This window comes from Rhodococcus sp. MH15 (assembly GCF_019266045.1).
In the GTDB taxonomy this organism is placed as follows: domain Bacteria; phylum Actinomycetota; class Actinomycetes; order Mycobacteriales; family Mycobacteriaceae; genus Rhodococcus_F; species Rhodococcus_F qingshengii.
In genome coordinates this window covers 98,394-115,384 of record NZ_LPNP01000061.1, presented here as the reverse complement: position 1 = coordinate 115,384, position 16,991 = coordinate 98,394, and the positions used below count along the sequence as shown (strand labels likewise).

Annotated in this window: 15 protein-coding genes; 2 read left to right on the top strand and 13 right to left on the bottom strand. The window is 62.6% G+C overall.

The window, feature by feature from the left end:
* Positions 1-2 precede the first annotated feature (2 nt).
* From ATN37_RS08615 to pafA, 7 genes are all read right to left on the bottom strand, one after another.
* Entirely contained in the window at positions 3-815 is an 813-nt protein-coding gene (locus ATN37_RS08615; protein WP_218695009.1) for a DUF4333 domain-containing protein, read from the bottom strand.
* Between the two features lie 52 nt (positions 816-867).
* Entirely contained in the window at positions 868-3,579 is a 2,712-nt protein-coding gene (locus ATN37_RS08610; RefSeq protein WP_218695008.1) for an RNA helicase, read from the bottom strand.
* Positions 3,580-3,627: 48 nt separating this feature from the next.
* On the bottom strand, positions 3,628-4,656 hold the full coding sequence (tatC, locus tag ATN37_RS08605; protein ID WP_003945030.1) for a twin-arginine translocase subunit TatC: 1,029 nt from the start codon (positions 4,654-4,656) through the stop codon (positions 3,628-3,630).
* A 73-nt stretch (positions 4,657-4,729) separates the two neighbouring features.
* Positions 4,730-5,005: a Sec-independent protein translocase subunit TatA gene (tatA, locus tag ATN37_RS08600; protein WP_003944836.1), complete on the bottom strand. Its 276-nt coding sequence runs from the start codon at positions 5,003-5,005 to the stop codon at positions 4,730-4,732.
* 134 nt (positions 5,006-5,139) lie between these two features.
* A complete protein-coding gene (locus ATN37_RS08595) occupies positions 5,140-6,117 on the bottom strand; it encodes a YafY family protein (RefSeq protein ID WP_030536343.1) in 978 nt (325 codons plus the stop codon).
* Positions 6,117-7,127 (bottom strand): YafY family protein, encoded by a 1,011-nt coding sequence (locus ATN37_RS08590; protein WP_003944939.1) that lies wholly within the window; start codon positions 7,125-7,127, stop codon positions 6,117-6,119. The genes ATN37_RS08595 and ATN37_RS08590 overlap by 1 nt, the downstream gene beginning before the upstream one ends.
* 110 nt (positions 7,128-7,237) lie before the next feature.
* Positions 7,238-8,596: a Pup--protein ligase gene (pafA, locus tag ATN37_RS08585; protein ID WP_007729869.1), complete on the bottom strand. Its 1,359-nt coding sequence runs from the start codon at positions 8,594-8,596 to the stop codon at positions 7,238-7,240.
* Between the two features lie 144 nt (positions 8,597-8,740).
* Between pafA and ATN37_RS08580 the strand changes: the two genes are divergently transcribed.
* A complete protein-coding gene (locus ATN37_RS08580; RefSeq protein ID WP_007729871.1) occupies positions 8,741-10,159 on the top strand; it encodes a bifunctional phosphatase PAP2/diacylglycerol kinase family protein in 1,419 nt (472 codons plus the stop codon).
* A 37-nt stretch (positions 10,160-10,196) separates the two neighbouring features.
* Here the strand turns inward: ATN37_RS08580 and prcA are convergent, their stop codons facing one another.
* The 4 genes from prcA to dop form a co-directional block, all read right to left on the bottom strand.
* Positions 10,197-10,964 (bottom strand): proteasome subunit alpha, encoded by a 768-nt coding sequence (gene prcA, locus ATN37_RS08575; RefSeq protein WP_003945006.1) that lies wholly within the window; start codon positions 10,962-10,964, stop codon positions 10,197-10,199.
* Positions 10,961-11,839: a proteasome subunit beta gene (gene prcB, locus ATN37_RS08570; protein WP_007729873.1), complete on the bottom strand. Its 879-nt coding sequence runs from the start codon at positions 11,837-11,839 to the stop codon at positions 10,961-10,963. The genes prcA and prcB overlap by 4 nt, the downstream gene beginning before the upstream one ends.
* Positions 11,836-12,030: a ubiquitin-like protein Pup gene (locus tag ATN37_RS08565; RefSeq protein ID WP_003944925.1), complete on the bottom strand. Its 195-nt coding sequence runs from the start codon at positions 12,028-12,030 to the stop codon at positions 11,836-11,838. The genes prcB and ATN37_RS08565 overlap by 4 nt, the downstream gene beginning before the upstream one ends.
* Before the next feature lie 148 nt (positions 12,031-12,178).
* Complete coding sequence (gene dop / locus ATN37_RS08560; RefSeq protein ID WP_003944852.1) at positions 12,179-13,678, bottom strand: depupylase/deamidase Dop; 1,500 nt, start codon at positions 13,676-13,678, stop codon at positions 12,179-12,181.
* A 58-nt stretch (positions 13,679-13,736) separates the two neighbouring features.
* Between dop and ATN37_RS08555 the strand changes: the two genes are divergently transcribed.
* Positions 13,737-14,294, top strand: coding sequence for an NUDIX domain-containing protein (locus ATN37_RS08555; RefSeq protein WP_007729886.1), 558 nt, complete (start codon positions 13,737-13,739; stop codon positions 14,292-14,294).
* 51 nt (positions 14,295-14,345) lie between these two features.
* Here ATN37_RS08555 and ATN37_RS08550 read toward each other — a convergent pair whose 3' ends face one another.
* Both ATN37_RS08550 and arc read right to left on the bottom strand, forming a co-directional pair.
* Complete coding sequence (locus ATN37_RS08550) at positions 14,346-15,023, bottom strand: TIGR00266 family protein (protein ID WP_003944961.1); 678 nt, start codon at positions 15,021-15,023, stop codon at positions 14,346-14,348.
* 118 nt (positions 15,024-15,141) lie between these two features.
* Positions 15,142-16,917, bottom strand: a complete 1,776-nt coding sequence (gene arc / locus ATN37_RS08545) for a proteasome ATPase (RefSeq protein ID WP_003944870.1) — start codon at positions 16,915-16,917, stop codon at positions 15,142-15,144.
* Between the last annotated feature and the right edge of the window lie 74 nt (positions 16,918-16,991).

The following is a 16,991-nucleotide window of genomic DNA, read 5'->3' as shown; positions in this document are numbered from 1 at the left end:
CGTCAGCTCGGGCGGCTGACCTCGTACGTGCCGTTGTCGTCGACAAACGTCACGGTCACGTTCGACTTCACACCCGCGATCGAAAGCGTGCAGGTGAACTTGTTGCCTGACTTGACTTCCTGGTCCGCGGGGCACTGAACGTTGCTCACGTTCTTCGCCCCGTAGGACTCGGTGACGATCTTCTCGACGCCGGCCTGAGCCGCGCTCTGATCGAGTGTGTTCTTGCCGAAGACTCCGAACACCAGGGCCACCACGACAGCGGCAAGAACGACGAGAACGCCGATCGCACCGAAGATCAGGGGCTTCTTCGACTTACCCGACTGGTTTCCGGGCGCACCGGGACTCTGGAACGGCTGAGCCTGGTTCCACTGGTTCTGCTGTCCCGGAGTCTGCCCGGGGGCCGTGGCGCCCCACGCCTGCTGCGGTGCGGCAGCCGGAGGCTGACCCCACGCCTGGGTTGCGTCAGGTGACTGCTGTTGCCCGGGCTGACCCCACGGCTGTGCGGGAGGTTGTTGCTGGGGTTGTCCCCACGGCTGTTGCTGGCCGGGTTGTCCTTGTCCAGGTTGCTGCGGCTGACCGTACGCAGGCTGACCACCCGGCTGGCCGTAGGCAGGCTGTCCCCACGGCTGTTGCTGGCCGGGCTGCGGTGTTTGACCAGGCTGACCCCACGGCTGTTGCTGGCCGGGCTGCTGACCAGGCTGCTGTTGTCCGCCCGGCTGCTGAGGATTCTGCCCCCACTGCTGCTCGTTCGGCTGCTGCTGATCACCAGGACCCCATTGCCGATTCGGATCGTTCGGTCCGTAAGGCCCGCTCATGTTCGCCTCCCACTCGAAATACCAGTCTGCGAATCAAACCACATAGTTGCGGTCATGCTGCGTCGACAGCAACTACCCCGCGACGAATTGCAGCTACCGCCCGCGCCGCAGTCTTCGCGACGTCGGCATCCGTCGAAGTCAGGCGGACCTGATCGAGGAGATCGATCACCTGACGACACCAACGTACAAAGTCACCCGCAGACAGCGCACGACCCTGCACTCCGGCCGCGATCAGTGCGTCGACAAGCGAGTTCTCGCTCGCCCAGTGATAAACGGCAGTGACGAATCCGAGATCCGGTTCCCGCGTCGGCGGCAGCTTGTGGCGAATCTCGTCCGACCGCAGTTCGCTCCACAATCGTTGAGTGTCGTTGAGGGCGTGACGAAGCGCCGCTGTCGGCACCCGATCCACGGTGTCCCCGTCCCGACGTGATTCGTAGACCACCGAGGACACGACGGCCGCCAACTCAGCCGGGCTGAGACCTGTCCACGCCCCGGTCCGCAGGCATTCGGCGACCAGAAGGTCGCTTTCCGAGTAGATGCGGCTGAGTCGTCGTCCGGATTCGGTGACTTCGGGCGCTGCTTCGGCAGTCATGTACTCACGCTCTTTGAGTAGCGCAATGATGCGGTCGAACGTCCGCGCCAACGAGTTGGTGGTGGCCGCAGCCTTTTCCCTCATCGACTGCGTTTCCCTGGCCAGCCGGTTGTAGCGCTCACCGATCCGGCTCAGATGTTCACGATCGGGCCAGCTATGGCACGGATGCGAGCGAATAGCACGTCGCAAAGTAGCGACCTCGGCATCTTCGGATGCGCCCGCCTTGCGGCGCTTCTTTCGCCGGGGGGCACTGATCCCGGTACTACGCAACGCCGAGGCCAGATCGCGCCGGATCCGGGCGGTGTGGTGATCGACATGCTTGGGCAGTCGCATCTTTCCCAGAACGTCGGCTGCTTCCGGGAAATCACCCGAGGAGAGTCGGCCGGCCCACTGGTCGGCAGTCAGAACCAGCGGACGCGGGTCCTTCGGATCGTTGTCCGGGACGAGGACCACCGCCACCCCGGAATGACGACCGATGGGAATTGCGATCACGTCACCGCGGGCGAGTGCACGAAGGGACTCCACCGCATCTCCGCGTCGGTCTTCGCGGCCCTTACGTTCGAGCGCGCGCTCGCGCGCACTGAGCCGCTCACGCAACGACGCGTATTCGAAGTATTCGCCGTCCGCACCGCCGAGTTTCTCCTGCAAACCCTTCAGTGCTTCTTCGTTCCGCTCGATGCCACGCACCAGGCCGACCACCGAGCGATCCGCTTGGAACTGCGCGAAGGAACGTTCGAGCAGCTTCCGTGAATCCGCCGCGCCCATGCGCTCGACGAGATTGATCGACATGTTGTACGAGGGGCGGAACGAACTGCGGAGCGGGAACGTCCGTGTCGACGCCAAGCCGGCGACATCCGTCGGCTCGACCCCGGGCTGCCACAGGACCACAGCGTGGCCTTCGACGTCGATGCCGCGTCGGCCGGCCCGACCCGTCAGCTGCGTGTACTCCCCCGGCGTCAGTTCGGCGTGCGATTCACCGTTGTACTTGACCAGACGTTCGAGCACCACCGTGCGTGCCGGCATGTTGATGCCGAGGGCCAGCGTCTCGGTCGCGAAGACCGCCCGCACGAGCCCCTTGACGAACAGTTCCTCGACTGTCTGGCGGAATGCCGGCAGCATGCCGGCATGGTGAGATGCCAGTCCGCGTCGTAGTGCCTTGCACCAGTCCCGATATCCGAGAACTTCGAGATCCTCTTCGGGTAGTTCCCCGGTGTGTTTCTCGATGATGGTGTCGATCTCGCGGACCTGCTCCGGCGAAGTGAGATCCAGTCTGGACCGCAGGCACTGTGCAAGAGCCGCATCACAACCGGCGCGGCTGAAGATGAAAGTGATGGCCGGGAGCAGTCCGGACTGATCGAGCTGAGCGATGACGTCAGGTCGTGGCAAGGGCCGGAAATCGTTGGAACTCCGGTAGCTGCCGCGTCGTCCGCGGCCACGCGGCTGCCAGCTCTCGACGCGTTCGAGAGCCTGACGCTGCTTGACGTGGCGAACCAGATCCTGATCGACGAGCACGGTCTTCGGCCCGGCAGCAGGATGACTACGACTGTCGAAGAGATCGAAGATTCGCCTACCGACCATGATGTGCTGCCACAGCGGGATCGGCCGAGTCTCGTCCACGACCACAGTGGTGTCGCCGCGGACGGTTTCCATCCAGGCACCGAATTCTTCGGCATTGCTCACGGTCGCCGACAAACTCACCAGGCGTACGTCCTCGGACAAGTGCAGGATCACTTCCTCCCACACCGCCCCACGGAACCGGTCGGCCAGGTAATGCACTTCGTCCATGACGACGTGCGAAAGCCCGCGCAGTGCCTCGGAGTTGGCGTAGAGCATGTTCCGCAGGACTTCGGTGGTCATGACGACCACCGGTGCGTCGGAGTTGATACTCGAATCACCCGTCAGCAGACCGACTTCGCCGGGGCCGTACCGCTCGACGAGTTCGGCGTACTTTTGATTGCTCAACGCTTTGATCGGCGTCGTGTAGAAACACTTGCGGCCCGCCGCCAGAGCCAGGTGGACAGCGAACTCGCCGACCACGGTCTTGCCTGCACCGGTCGGCGCGCAGACAAGGACGCCGTGGCCCGCTTCGAGCGCAACGCATGCCTTCACCTGGAATGGATCGAGTTCGAACTTCAGGCTGGACGCGAACGTGCTCAGTTCACTCTTGTTCATAACCACCTCGTCAGGGTTTCACACGCCGCCGACGTGGTGGCACGGCGCTCAGAGAGTGTCAGTGAAATCCTGGCCGGGCGCGTTGTCGCCGGCGGTGTCGGATTTCTCCGCGACCGGAGCCTTGGACTTGGACTTACGTCCGAACAATCCACTCGATTCGGCCTTGGGTTTGGTCGGATTGTCGAAAGCCTCGTTCAGATCGGACGGAGCCGAGATGGAGGAAGCTTCCTCGTCGGACAGTGCGCCCCAGTCTTCACCGGCTCGCTTGGCCTTACGTTTGTCGTTGAGGCGAGCGATCTGGACCGCGACCTCGAAGAGAAGCGTCAGAGCCAGCGCGAGCGCCAACATCGAGAACGGATCCGACCCTGGCGTGGCAACTGCAGCGAATACGAAGAGCCCGAAGATCAATCCTCGACGCCAGGCCTTCAAACGCTCGTACGTCAGAATGCCGGCAAAGTTCAACACGACGACGAGCAGTGGGATTTCGAAGCTGACGCCGAAGATGAGCAGCAGATTGATGATGAAGCCGAAGTACTCCGAACCACTGAGCGCGGTGATCTGGACGTTGTCACCGATGGTCAGGAGGAAGTGCAAAGCCTTCGCCACGACGAGGTACGCCAGGATTGCGCCGAGAATGAAGAGAGCGGCACCTGCGGTGACGAATCCGACCGCGTAGCGACGCTCTTTGGCGTAGAGGCCCGGGGTGATGAATGCCCACAATTGGTAAAGCCACACCGGGCAGGCAAGAACGATGCCGGCGGTGAGCGCCACTTTGAATCGCAGCATGAACTGCTCGAACGGCCCGGTCGCCAGCAATCGGCACGCGTCGTCGGTGCTGAGGTTGGCGCGACTCTCGGACGGAAGCTCACAGTACGGTCCGCGAAGCAGATCGCCCAGACTTTCGAGACCGAGTATCGAGTGTGAATACCAGAAGAAGCCGAACGCCGTGGTGATGATCACGCCGAGGAATGCGAACAACAAACGAGTCCGCAATTCGTACAGGTGGTCGACCAACGACATGGTGCCGTCTGGGTTGACCTTCCGCTTGCGGTTACGCGGGTCTAACGGAATACGCACTGTGCATCCTGGTCTTGGTCAGCAGACAACCGGGGTGAACGAATATTTCACCCCGGCTAGAACGCAGTGTGTACTAGAGCGGCTTGACTTCGGTCGGCTGCGCAACAGGTGCTGCTGCACCGTTTGCGACCACCGCGGTGTTGGCCGTCGGCAACTGTGCCGGAGCAGGCTGTGCGACCGGCGCGCTTGCGGGCGCCGCATCGTCGTTCTGCATTTCCTTGACTTCGCTCTTGAAGATGCGGAGGGAACGACCCAGACCGCGTGCTGCATCGGGAAGCTTCTTCGACCCGAACAGAATTACGACGACAACAGCGACAATCAGCCAATGCATCGGCTGCATTGCACCCATAACGACCTCCCATGATCAGATTCCTCGATGCTACCGGACACAACCGGCGCTCGGAGGTGCCAAAGCACTTACTTCAGCTACCTTTTACCTGTTTGTTTCCTGCGAACTCACTGAACGTGAAGTTTCCCGAAGTTTTACGAACCGATTACGTCATAGGCGTCGAGCGCCGCAACGGCTCGATCATGGACTTCGGAGACCAGTTCCGGCGGATGAAGGACCCGAACGCCCTCACCGAATCCCAACACCAGCCTTGCCATCCATTCAAGTGTTCCGAAACTCATCGTCGCCTCGACCGACCCGTCGTCGTTCACGTGCTCGACGTCCAACGGGTAGTAGTCGAGCATCCACACCCACTCTTTGGTGATGAACAACCGCGCTTCCGGAAGGGAACCGTCGCCGCTGAACAATTCGAGATTCGAATCCTCCTCGAGGGCCTGCGGCGGCGGGTCGGCGGGCTCGTCGAGTTGGACGGCGGCGTCGATCCGATCGAATCTGAACAACCGCACTCCCTCGGCTTGACGGCACCACGCCTGGAGGTAGCTGTAGTTGTCGACCAACACGATACGAACGGGGTCGACGATGCGCTCGGAGACCGCGTCGCGCGAGGCGGAGTAATACGTCAATCGCAGGGCGGTCTTGTCTGCGAGCGCGGCTCTGACCGTCGCTGCTATCGGGTCTTCGGCGATGTCCGGCGCCGGCGATGTGTCCCGGTCCTGACCGATGGCTCGTGCCGCGGCCGAGCCTGCTGCGTCCTCGATCTTCGCGATGGCACGCTGCGCCGAGGACGGATCGACCATGCCGGGCATTTCCACCAAGGACCGCAGGGCGATCAGCAACGCCGTCGCCTCCGTCGAGGTGAGGCGCAACGGGCGATCGATCCCGGCCGAGAACGTGACCTCGATACTTTCCTCGGAGAAGGACAGGTCGATGAGATCACCGGGACCGTAACCGGGCAGTCCGCACACCCACAATTGATTGAGGTCGGTCATCAGTTGAGTGGTGCTGACACCGAGCTCCTCGGCGGCCTCGGCGGGACTGATGCCAGGATTTGCGATGAAGTACGGCACGAGGTTGAGCAGCCGTGCCAACCGCGACGACAGTCGATTGCTCATCAGTGGTCCCCCTGTCCATTGCCGGTGATCGGGCTCGCCGCGGCGGCGCGCAGCTTCGCGACGACCTCAGCACGCAAATCCGGTGGGTCCAGCACCAATGCGTCCAACCCGTGACCGGCGATCAACCGAGCGGTCCATTCCCAGGATCGAACGGGGATGGCCAGCACGCTGCCGTCGCGATCGGTCAACCGCCGTTCGGACGACGACGTCGCAAGCCGCCGAAGCTCATGGGCGCGGCCGTCTGCGACCCACACCGTAGCCGTCCCGGTCACGACGCCCGAACCGGTCACGCGATCGACGACCTCGCGAAGGTCGACACCTTCAGGTTTGTGAACCGAACCGGCCGGGCCGAACTCCCTGACGTCGTCACCGATCCGTGAGAGCCGGAAGGTCCTCACCGCATCACGGTCGACGTCGTGCCCGACCAGGTACCACTTGCCGTTGTGCGTGACGACGCCCCACGGCTCGACGGTGCGTTCGGTGAACGGTTCGTTCAATGCGCCGCGGTGCTGAAAATGAACTGCTCGGCCGGCGTCGACCGCTGCAAGCAGCTTGCCGAGCGCGGGCTCCGAACCGCGAGTGCGTGCCGGAATCGCGGTGACCGGGGCGGCACTGACTTCTGAGTCGACCTGGACGCCCGCCGCTCGGAGTTTGAGTAGTGCACTCTGGGCTGCCGAAATCAGTTCCGGCGACTCCCACAACTGCACCGCGACGGCGACAGCAGCAGATTCCTCGCTGGTGAGGTCCACGTCCGGAAGCTCGTAGGCATTGCGATTGATCCGATACCCCTCGACGGTCGAGAAACGTCCTGCCAGACCGGTTTCCAACGGGACACCCAGGTCACGAAGTTCGTTCTTGTCGCGCTCGAACATGCGACTGAACGCTTCGTAGTTCGCGGAATCGTTGTACCCGGCCACACTGTCACGGATTTTCTCCGCCGTGAGGAACTGTCTGGTGGACAGCAATGCGATCACCAGGTTCATCAACCGCTCGATTTTTGATGTCGCCACGCCGAAATCCTAGTGGCTATCCGATAACCGAACGCGCGCCGGACACTTTCGTGCCCGGCGCGTCGCCGCAAAACAGACCTGCCGTCTTGTACATCTCGAAATTGAGTGACCTACATCGAAGCGATCAAACGCTCGACACGCTCGTCGACGGAGCGGAACGGGTCCTTGCACAGCACCGTTCTCTGCGCCTGATCGTTGAGCTTGAGGTGAACCCAGTCGACTGTGAAGTCCCGGCCTGCTGCCTGGGCTGCGGTGATGAAGTCGCCCCGCAATTTGGCGCGCGTGGTCTGCGGCGGATTCTCGACGGCGTCGTCGATCGTTTCGTCCTCGGTGACCCGCTTGACCAAGCCCTTGCGCTGGAGAACGTCGAAGACACCCCGGCCGCGTTTGATGTCGTGGTACGCCAAGTCGAGCTGCGCGATCTTGGGATCGGACAGATCGAAACCGTGACGGTCCTGGTAGCGCTGGAACAGCTTGCGCTTGATGACCCAGTCGATCTCCGTGTCGACCTTCGCAAAATCCTGAGCTTCGACGGCATCGAGGGTGCGACCCCACAGGTCGACAACCTGCTCCACCTGCGGGTCCGGTTCGCGGTTACGCAGATGTTCGACTGCCTTGGCGTGGTATTCGCGTTGAATATCGAGGGCACTGGCCTGACGTCCACCAGCAAGGCGAACCGGCTTTTTACCGGTCACGTCGTGACTGACCTCGCGGATGGCACGAATCGGGTTGTCCAGCGCGAAATCGCGGAACGACACCCCGGCTTCGATCATCTCGAGCACCAGTGCGGCAGAACCGACCTTGAGCATCGTCGTCGTTTCGGCCATGTTCGAATCGCCGACGATCACGTGCAGGCGGCGGTACTTCTCGGCGTCCGCGTGCGGTTCGTCGCGGGTGTTGATGATCGGACGCGAGCGAGTGGTAGCCGACGAGACGCCCTCCCAGATGTGTTCCGCGCGCTGCGAGAGGCAGAACGTCGCGGCCTTCGGAGTCTGCAGTACCTTTCCGGCGCCGCAGATCAACTGGCGCGTGACGAGGAACGGCAACAAGACATCCGAAATGCGGGAGAACTCACCGGCGCGCGCGACGAGAAAGTTCTCGTGGCAGCCGTACGAGTTTCCGGCCGAGTCGGTGTTGTTCTTGAAGAGATAGATGTCGCCACCAATACCCTCCTCGGCGAGTCTCGCCTCGGCGTCGATCAGCAGTTCTTCGAGCACACGCTCACCGGCACGGTCGTGATTGACCAGCTGGATGAGGCTGTCGCACTCGGCCGTCGCGTACTCCGGGTGCGAACCCACATCCAGGTACAAGCGAGCTCCGTTACGGAGGAAGACGTTGGAGCTGCGACCCCACGACACGACACGACGGAAGAGGTAACGAGCAACCTCGTCGGGGCTCAGTCTCCTGTGCCCGTGAAAGGTGCAGGTAACGCCGAATTCCGTCTCGATACCCATGATTCGTCTCTGCACACTTCGACAGTACAACCAGAATGCGAGGTTCACCCGTGTACTTCGATCGCGTCGTAAGTCACGACTCGACAACGTCGGGCGGCAGCATAGTGTGACGGTGTGAGCCTTATTCGCCGAAAAGTTGTCCGAAGCGACGTCAAAGTCATGGAAAGCACTGGAGCACTGCGCCCTTCCGTGCTCGACCCGACCATGCGGTTTCTCTCCAGAGCCGCCGATCACGGCGTTTTGTGGATGGTTGTCGCCGCCTTGCTCGCGATGATCGGCGGGCGGCCCCGTAGGGCAGCAGCACGCGGGCTGCTCGCACTGGCCGGTTCCAGCGCGCTGGCCAACGGCATACTCAAGCCCCTCTTTCCCCGCCGACGCCCACCGGCACGCGTCTGGCTGAGCCCGAAGCGAGGCGTCGACATTCCGACGTCGTCCTCGTTCCCCTCCGGACATTCGTCTTCGGCCGCGGCATTCACCGCGGCAGTGGCCATGGAGTCCCCGGTTGCTGGAGCTGCTCTCGCACCACTGGCCGCAGCAGTGGCGTACTCACGCGTTCACAACGGAGTCCACTGGCCGTCCGACGTCTTCGCAGGCCTCGCGGTCGGCGGTGCTATCGCTGCCGGCACGCGTCGTTGGTGGGCGGTACGCGACGAAGAGCCCGCCGAACTCGGACCCGAGTGCGTGGTTCCCGCGCTCCCGCGCGGAGAAGGCTTGTTGGTCTTCACCAATCCGGGTTCAGGCTCCGAGGACGACGGGATCGTGGAATCGATTCGAGAACTACTACCGGAAGCGATCGTCTACGAGTTCGACGCGGACATCGACTTCGACATGCAGATCGATGCCAAGATCCCCGAGCTCTCGCCGAAAGCGTTGGGTGTATGCGGCGGCGACGGAACAGTGGTCACGGTCGCGACCGCGGCGACAAAGCACGAGCTACCACTTGCGGTTTTTCCCGGCGGAACATTGAACCATTTCGCCCGCGACGTCGGGGCGGTGAATGTCGAGGAGACCGCACAGGCAGTCGAGTCCGGTCAGGCGGCATTCGTCGACCACGCGGTGGTGCGCACGGATTCCGGAGTGACTGCACGGTTTCTCAACACAGCCAGCCTCGGTGGATACCCGGATGCTGTGCGCCTGAGGGAAAAATGGGAACCGCGTTTCGGTAAGTGGCCGGCCGCAGGAGCCGCGATGATCCGGGTTCTCGCAGCGGCGGAGCCGATGACGGTGACCATCGACGGGAAGCGGACCACAATCTGGATGCTGTTCGTCGGAAACGGGCGATACTCCCCCGCCGATCAGGTGCCGATGTCGCGTCCGGAGATGAACCGTGGACTACTCGACGTCCGCTATCTGCGCGCGGACAAGAAATTCTCGCGCTCACGTCTGCTGTTTGCGGCTGCCACAGGAACATTGGGCAGCTCGCGGGTCTACGTTCGCGAACTCGTCTCGTCGATGTCGGTCCGAGTCGCCGATTCACCGGTAGCCATCGCCACCGACGGTGAAGTGGTGGCAGACGCGCGCCGGTTCGATTTCGACACCGAACCGGGCGCGGTGGCCGTCTACCGAGTCACTCAGTAACTCCAGACCTGCAGTAACTCCCAGACCTACGGAGTATCTACGAGGGTGCGTCGCCGTTTGCCGGCGGCGCATCCTCGACTGCTGCCGGAGCTGGAAGCATCTCTTCCAAAACCGTTCCAGCGATCCGTTTGAACGCACGGCGTGGACGATTGCTGTCGAGTACGGCAACCTCGAGTGCACTCACATCGAGAGTTCGTGGTTCCGCCTCAGTGGTTCCGGCCGGTGCCGGGCCGCCCTTTTGGAGCGCCCCGACTGCAATCCGCACTGCGGATTCGAGGTCGAGGTCTCGCTGGTACGACTCGCGCATCGCCGTCACGATCGGTTCGGTCGTGCCGCCCATGACCACGAATTCCTGCTCGTCCGCGATGGATCCGTCGTACGTGATCCGGTAGAGCTGAGCCGGCGTACTGCTTCCGAAGCGACCGATCTCGGCAACACAGATCTCGACCTCGTACGGCTTGGGCTGCTCGGTGAAGATCGTTCCCAGGGTTTGTGCGTACGCATTGGCGAGCGAACGCCCGGTGACGTCCCGACGGTCGTACGAGTACCCACGCATGTCTGCGTGGACGATGCCCGCGCGGCGCAGATTCTCGAACTCGTTGTACTTGCCCACTGCCGCGAATCCGAGACGGTCGTACAGTTCGCTGACCTTGTGCAGAGCACGCGACGGATTCTCGGCGACAAAGAGCACTCCGTCGCGGTAGGTGAGAACGACGACGCTGCGCCCGCGGGCAATTCCCTTGCGCGCCAATTCCGAACGATCGCGCATGATCTGTTCGGCTGATGCGTAATACGGCATCGTCATAGCGCAGACTCCCCTTCCGGACTCACGGTCGCCGTGCGAGCCGCGACGATCTCCCTGGCGATCTCGGCAGCCCTGGTGGGCGACAACTCGACAGCGCCGGCCGAGGTGATGGTGACCGCCGTCGGATAGATCCCTCGTGTCAGATCAGGACCACCGGTAGCCGAATCGTCATCTGCCGCGTCGTACAGCGCCTCGACGGCGAACCGAAGCGCGGTGTCCTCGTCGATTCCCGGTGAATACAGCTTCTTGAGCGCCGATTTCGCGAACAGGGAGCCGGATCCGACTGCGTGATAGCCCGCGCGCTCCTCGTATCGCCCACCGACGACGTCGTAGGAGACGATGCGACCGGCGGTGGACGGATCGACCGCGTCCAGGTCGTAACCCACGAGCAGTGGCACAACCGCCAAACCTTGCATCGCTGCTCCGAGATTTCCTCGAACCATCGACGAAAGTCGATTGGCCTTGCCGTCGAACGTGAGTGGGACGCCTTCGATCTTCTCGTAATGTTCGAGCTCGACCGCGAAGAGCCGGACCAGTTCGATTGCGATCCCGGCCGTACCGGCAATACCCGCAGCCGAGTAGTCGTCCGTGACGTACACCTTCTGCACGTCACGGCTGGCGATGAGATTGCCCATCGTCGCTCGGCGATCACCCGCGAGCAGAACACCACCCGCATAGCTGATCGCGACGATGGTGGTGCCGTGCGGAGCTACGTCTCCCCCGCCCATGACAACACCTCCTGTGTCGGCGAAGCGGTTCTGCGGAAGATGCTCCGGTGCATGCACCCGAAGGTATTCCGAGAATGACGACAGATTCGAGCCGAAGCTCAACCGTGTGTCCCCGTCTGTGATCCGGGGCGCGCGATCCACCGTCACTGGCCGCCCTTCTGGACGTAGGCACGGACGAAGTCCTCGGCGTTCTCTTCCAACACGTCGTCGATCTCGTCGAGCAGGTCGTCGGTTTCTGCAGCTAGCTTCTCGCGACGTTCCTGGCCGGCACTGCCGTCGCCACCAGTGGTTTCGTCGTCTTCGCCGCCACCGGCACGCTGCGTCTGTTCTTGAGCCATCGCCGTCGACCTCCTTGTGTGAAGGGAGCTCTCGCGAGCATCCTGTTCGGCCCAGCAGAGTCGGTAACTGATCCCGCTCGGACCTTCACCCTACCGAGCGGCACCGTCAGGTGTGGAGAGACGCGACGGCGAGCCGCATCGGCTGATTTCAGTGAGTGAGCTGATCAACCAGTTCCGCGGCGCTGTCCACGGAGTCGAGCAACGCTCCGACGTGCGCTTTGGTACCTCGAAGCGGCTCGAGGGTGGGGATACGGATCAACGATTCACCGCCGAGATCGAAGATGACCGAATCCCAGCTCGCGGCCGCGATATCGGCACCGAATCGGCGTAGGCACTCGCCCCGGAAGTATGCGCGAGTGTCGGTGGGAGGGTTCGTGACCGCGTCGAGAACCTGCTGTTCGGTGACAAGCCGCTCCATGGAGCCGCGAGCAACCAGGCGGTTGTACAGGCCCTTGTCGAGTCGCACGTCGGAGTACTGCAGATCCACCAGATGCAATCGCGGCGCCGACCACGCGAGTCCCTCACGATTGCGGAACCCTTCGAGCAGACGCAGTTTGGCCGGCCAGTCGAGGATGTTCGCGCACTCCATGGGATCGCGCTCGAGGAGATCGAGAACCATCGCCCACTTGGCGACGATATCGTCCGCTCGCGGATCACGATCGGTCTCACGGTCGAGGAACTTCGAGACACGTTCGAGGTAAATGCGTTGCAGCGCAAGCCCTGTCAGTTCACGTCCGTCGGCCAGCGCAACGGTCTTGCGCAGAGTGGGGTCGTGACTGATGTGGTGGACGGCGGTGACCGGACGCGCCAGTTGCAGATCGGTGAGGTCGACACCTGCCTCGATCAGGTCGAGTACCAGCGCCGTTGTTCCCACCTTGAGGTACGTCGACATCTCCGCGAGGTTCGCGTCACCGATGATGACGTGCAGGCGGCGATACTTGTCCGCATCCGCGTGCGGTTCGTCGCGGGTGTTGATGATTCCGCGCTTGAGAGTGGTCTCGAGGCCTACTTCGACCTCGATGTAGTCGGATCGCTGCGAAAGCTGGAATCCGGCCTCGTCGCCGGACTGACCGAGACCCACACGACCGGAACCGCAGATCACCTGCCGGGACGCGAAAAACGGCGTCAAACCGGTCACGATCGAGGCGAACGGGGTCTCACGTGAGCAGAGGTAGTTCTCGTGCGTGCCGTACGAGGCACCCTTGCCGTCGACGTTGTTCTTGTACAGCTGCAGCCGTGGCGCACCCGGCACGCTGGATGCGTGCCGCGCAGCCGCTTCCATGACGCGTTCGCCGGCCTTGTCCCAGATCACGGCGTCGAGCGGGTCGGCGACCTCGGGCGCCGAATACTCCGGATGGGCGTGATCGACGTACAACCGTGCCCCGTTGGTGAGAATCATGTTCGCGGCGCCGATCTCGTCCGCGTCGATCACCGGCGCGGGACCGCTCATTCGCCCCAGATCGAAGCCTCGGGCATCTCGCAGCGGAGATTCGACCTCGTAATCCCAGCGTGTGCGCTTGGCCCGTGGCACGCCCGCTGCGGCGGCGTAGGCAAGCACCGCCTGGGTTGAAGTGAGAATCGGATTCGCCGACGGCTCACTGGGTGAAGATATTCCGTATTCGACCTCGACACCGATGATCCGCTGCATGACACAAGAGCCTATGTGATTGCGGCGCGGCACCCACAGGCGTGGCACAGTTGGAGGAATGCACCAACCTCTCACCGCAGACCTGAATCCCGCGGACGAGGTAGTCGCCGTGTACGACCGGACGGGTAATCCGATCGGCCGAGCACCACGTTCGGTCGTCTACTCGGGTGGGCTCTGGCACGCGAGTGCGGGCGTCCTGGTTCGTACCGGGGACGGCTCCCGCATCTACGTCCATCGCCGAACCGACACGAAAGCGGTGTTCGGGGGCTATCACGACTGTCTTGCCGGAGGTGTCGTCGATCCAGGTGAGACGCCGCAGGAAACTGCGATCCGTGAAGTCGGTGAAGAACTCGGAATCTTCGGAACGGCAGACCAGCCACTCCGACTGACGGAGATCGCTCGAAAATCCTGGGACGGCGAGTGGAACAACTCTCCGTTGCGCTGTCACCTGTTTGCGTTCGAACTCAGATACGACGGGCCGATGGCACATCAGCCCAGCGAGATCGCCGAAGGTTGGTGGTGGACGCCGAAAGAACTCGGCGCCCACCTGCAGGACCCGTCGTGGCCGTTCGTTCCGGACTCACGCGCGCTGCTGGCCGACTATTGCTGGAGCTGAACACCGCTGGGACTGAACACCGCTGGGACTGAACACTGGTGGGACCTGTGATCAGCCCGGGGTGATCGCCGAGAGCCACGCAGCGAACGCGCTGGGGTTGCGGGTCTGCGCGAGAACGCGACCGGGTCCGGTGAAGTCGAAGACAAATCCTTCACCGGACTTCATCGACTGAATGGTGCGCCCCTGAACGGCGCGCCGCATGTTGAAATTCATGCCGAGGTCGTAGGCGACCACGTGACCGGTATCGATCGTGACTGTCTCGCCTGGCTGCAAGTCGATGACGTCGATCGCGCCGTAGACGGCCAGCACTACTTCACCGTCGCCACTTGCCCGCAGGCCGAAGCCTCCTTCACCGCCGAAGAGGTTGGACATGCCGCCCCACTTGGACTCGACCGTCACACCGTAGGAGTTGGCCAACCAGGTTCCACGGTTGAGGAAGAACGGGCGATCAGAGGTGATGGTCAGCGGGATCAGATCTCCGGGAAGCACACCAGTCACGTCGACCCAACCACCTTGCGGCGGAGCGGTATACGTCGTGACGAAAAATGATTCGCCGCTCAGCATCGACCGCTTGAGTCCCTGCAGGACGCCGCCCTGCGCCTTCGCTTCGAGAACTACGCCGGCAGAATGCGCGAGCATCGCCCCGCTCTCCACGCGCAGCGGTTCGCCGGGCGCGAGGTAGCAGCGAGCGACTGTGGACGACGGATTGTGTCGAAGATGTATCTGCACGGCGGGACTCTAAACCAGCGCGACCGACCGGTCCAATCGCAACGAAGTCAACGGCAGCGACGCAGAGATCGGGCCGACAACTCTCGCGGAGTGGCCGGCCCGATCGATGTTCGTTTCGCTACAGGTACTGGCCCGTGTTCGACTCCGTGTCGATCGCGCGGCTCGCACTGGCGTTCTTGCCCGTGACGAGAGTGCGGATGTAGACGATCCGCTCACCCTTCTTGCCCGAAATACGTGCCCAGTCATCAGGATTGGTGGTGTTGGGCAGATCCTCGTTCTCGGCGAACTCGTCGACGATGGAATCGAAGAGGTGCTGCACACGCAAGCCCGGAGCACCGGTGTCGAGCACAGACTTGATCGCGTACTTCTTGGCGCGGTCGACGATGTTCTGGATCATCGCCCCCGAGTTGAAGTCCTTGAAGAACAGAACTTCCTTGTCGCCGTTGGCGTACGTGACCTCGAGGAAACGATTCTCTTCGCTCTCCGCGTACATGCGATCGACGACGCGAACGATCATCGCCTTCAAGCATGCAGTGCGATCTCCACCGAACTCGGCGAGGTCGTCTGCATTGATCGGCAGACCGTCCACCAGGTACTTCGAGAAGATGTCCTGAGCGGATTCCGCGTCGGGGCGCTCGATCTTGATCTTCACGTCCAGTCGGCCGGGACGCAGGATGGCCGGGTCGATCATGTCCTCACGGTTGGAAGCGCCGATGACGATGACGTTCTCGAGCCCTTCCACACCGTCGATCTCGCTGAGCAGCTGCGGAACGACCGTTGTCTCCACGTCGGAGGAGACTCCCGAACCACGGGTACGGAAGATCGAGTCCATCTCGTCGAAGAAGACGATCACCGGAGTGCCCTCGGACGCCTTCTCACGAGCACGCTGGAAGATCATCCGGATGTGACGCTCGGTTTCGCCGACGAACTTGTTCAGAAGTTCCGGGCCCTTGATGTTCAGGAAGTAGGACTTGGCGTCCTTGCTGTCCTGACCGCGGGCTTCGGCGATCTTCTTGGCCAACGAGTTGGCGACGGCCTTGGCGATGAGCGTCTTGCCGCAACCAGGCGGACCGTAGAGCAGTACACCCTTCGGCGGCCTCAGCGAGTACTCGTGGAACAGATCCTTGTGGAGGAACGGGAGTTCGACGGCATCACGGATCTGCTCGATCTGACGCCCGAGACCACCGATGTCGTCGTAGTGAACGTCCGGAACTTCTTCGAGAACCAGATCTTCGACCTCGGCCTTCGGGATGCGCTCGAAGGCGTACCCGGCCTTGGTGTCGACGAGCAACGAGTCACCCGGACGCAGTTTCCTGGTCGGAGAATCGGCGTCGTACGCGATGATGTCGGCTTCGGGGTCGGCGAAGACGGCCGCCAGCGGTGCTGCGAGCCAGACGATGCGCTCTTCGTCGGCATGGCCGACCACCAGTGCGCGCAAGCCGTCGTCGAGTACCTCACGGAGCGTGCTGATCTCACCGACCTGCTCGTAGGTGCCGGCCTCGACGATCGTGAGTGCCTCGTTGAGGCGAACCGTCTGCCCGAGGGCGAGGGTGTCCGTGTCGATGTTCGGTGAGCACGTCAACCGCATCTTGCGACCCGACGTGAACACGTCGACGGTCTTGTCCTCGTGTACCGAGAGAAGGACTCCGTAACCGCTCGGCGGTTGACCGAGTCTGTCGACTTCTTCACGAAGCGCGATGAGCTGCTGACGGGCCTCTTTGAGGGTGTCCATCAACTTGCTGTTTCGGATGGACAACGAGTCCACCTTCGACTCCAGCTCACGCACCTGCTCCGGCGATTGTGCAAGTTGTCGGCGCAGTACTTGTGCTTCCACTCGTAGCGCGTGGAGTTCTTCTGCTGCCGCAACCGAATCCGGGTTCTCTGTCGAGCTCATGTGCGTCTCCTCCCAGTGCGATCCATCAACGCTACCGGCATAAGGCCCCAACTGTCGCCAGACACGGTGCGCGA

Excerpts from the sequence above, each read along its gene's own strand:
- ATN37_RS08615 (WP_218695009.1), bottom strand. The coding sequence starts at position 815 with ATGAGCGGGCCTTACGGACCGAACGATCCGAATCGGCAATGGGGTCCT.
- ATN37_RS08610 (WP_218695008.1), bottom strand. The coding sequence starts at position 3,579 with ATGAACAAGAGTGAACTGAGCACGTTCGCGTCCAGCCTGAAGTTCGAA.
- tatA (WP_003944836.1), bottom strand. The coding sequence starts at position 5,005 with ATGGGTGCAATGCAGCCGATGCATTGGCTGATTGTCGCTGTTGTCGTC.
- ATN37_RS08595 (WP_030536343.1), bottom strand. The coding sequence starts at position 6,117 with ATGAGCAATCGACTGTCGTCGCGGTTGGCACGGCTGCTCAACCTCGTG.
- ATN37_RS08580 (WP_007729871.1), top strand. The coding sequence starts at position 8,741 with ATGGAAAGCACTGGAGCACTGCGCCCTTCCGTGCTCGACCCGACCATG.
- prcA (WP_003945006.1), bottom strand. The coding sequence starts at position 10,964 with ATGACGATGCCGTATTACGCATCAGCCGAACAGATCATGCGCGATCGT.
- ATN37_RS08565 (WP_003944925.1), bottom strand. The coding sequence starts at position 12,030 with ATGGCTCAAGAACAGACGCAGCGTGCCGGTGGCGGCGAAGACGACGAA.
- dop (WP_003944852.1), bottom strand. The coding sequence starts at position 13,678 with ATGCAGCGGATCATCGGTGTCGAGGTCGAATACGGAATATCTTCACCC.
- ATN37_RS08555 (WP_007729886.1), top strand. The coding sequence starts at position 13,737 with ATGCACCAACCTCTCACCGCAGACCTGAATCCCGCGGACGAGGTAGTC.
- arc (WP_003944870.1), bottom strand. The coding sequence starts at position 16,917 with ATGAGCTCGACAGAGAACCCGGATTCGGTTGCGGCAGCAGAAGAACTC.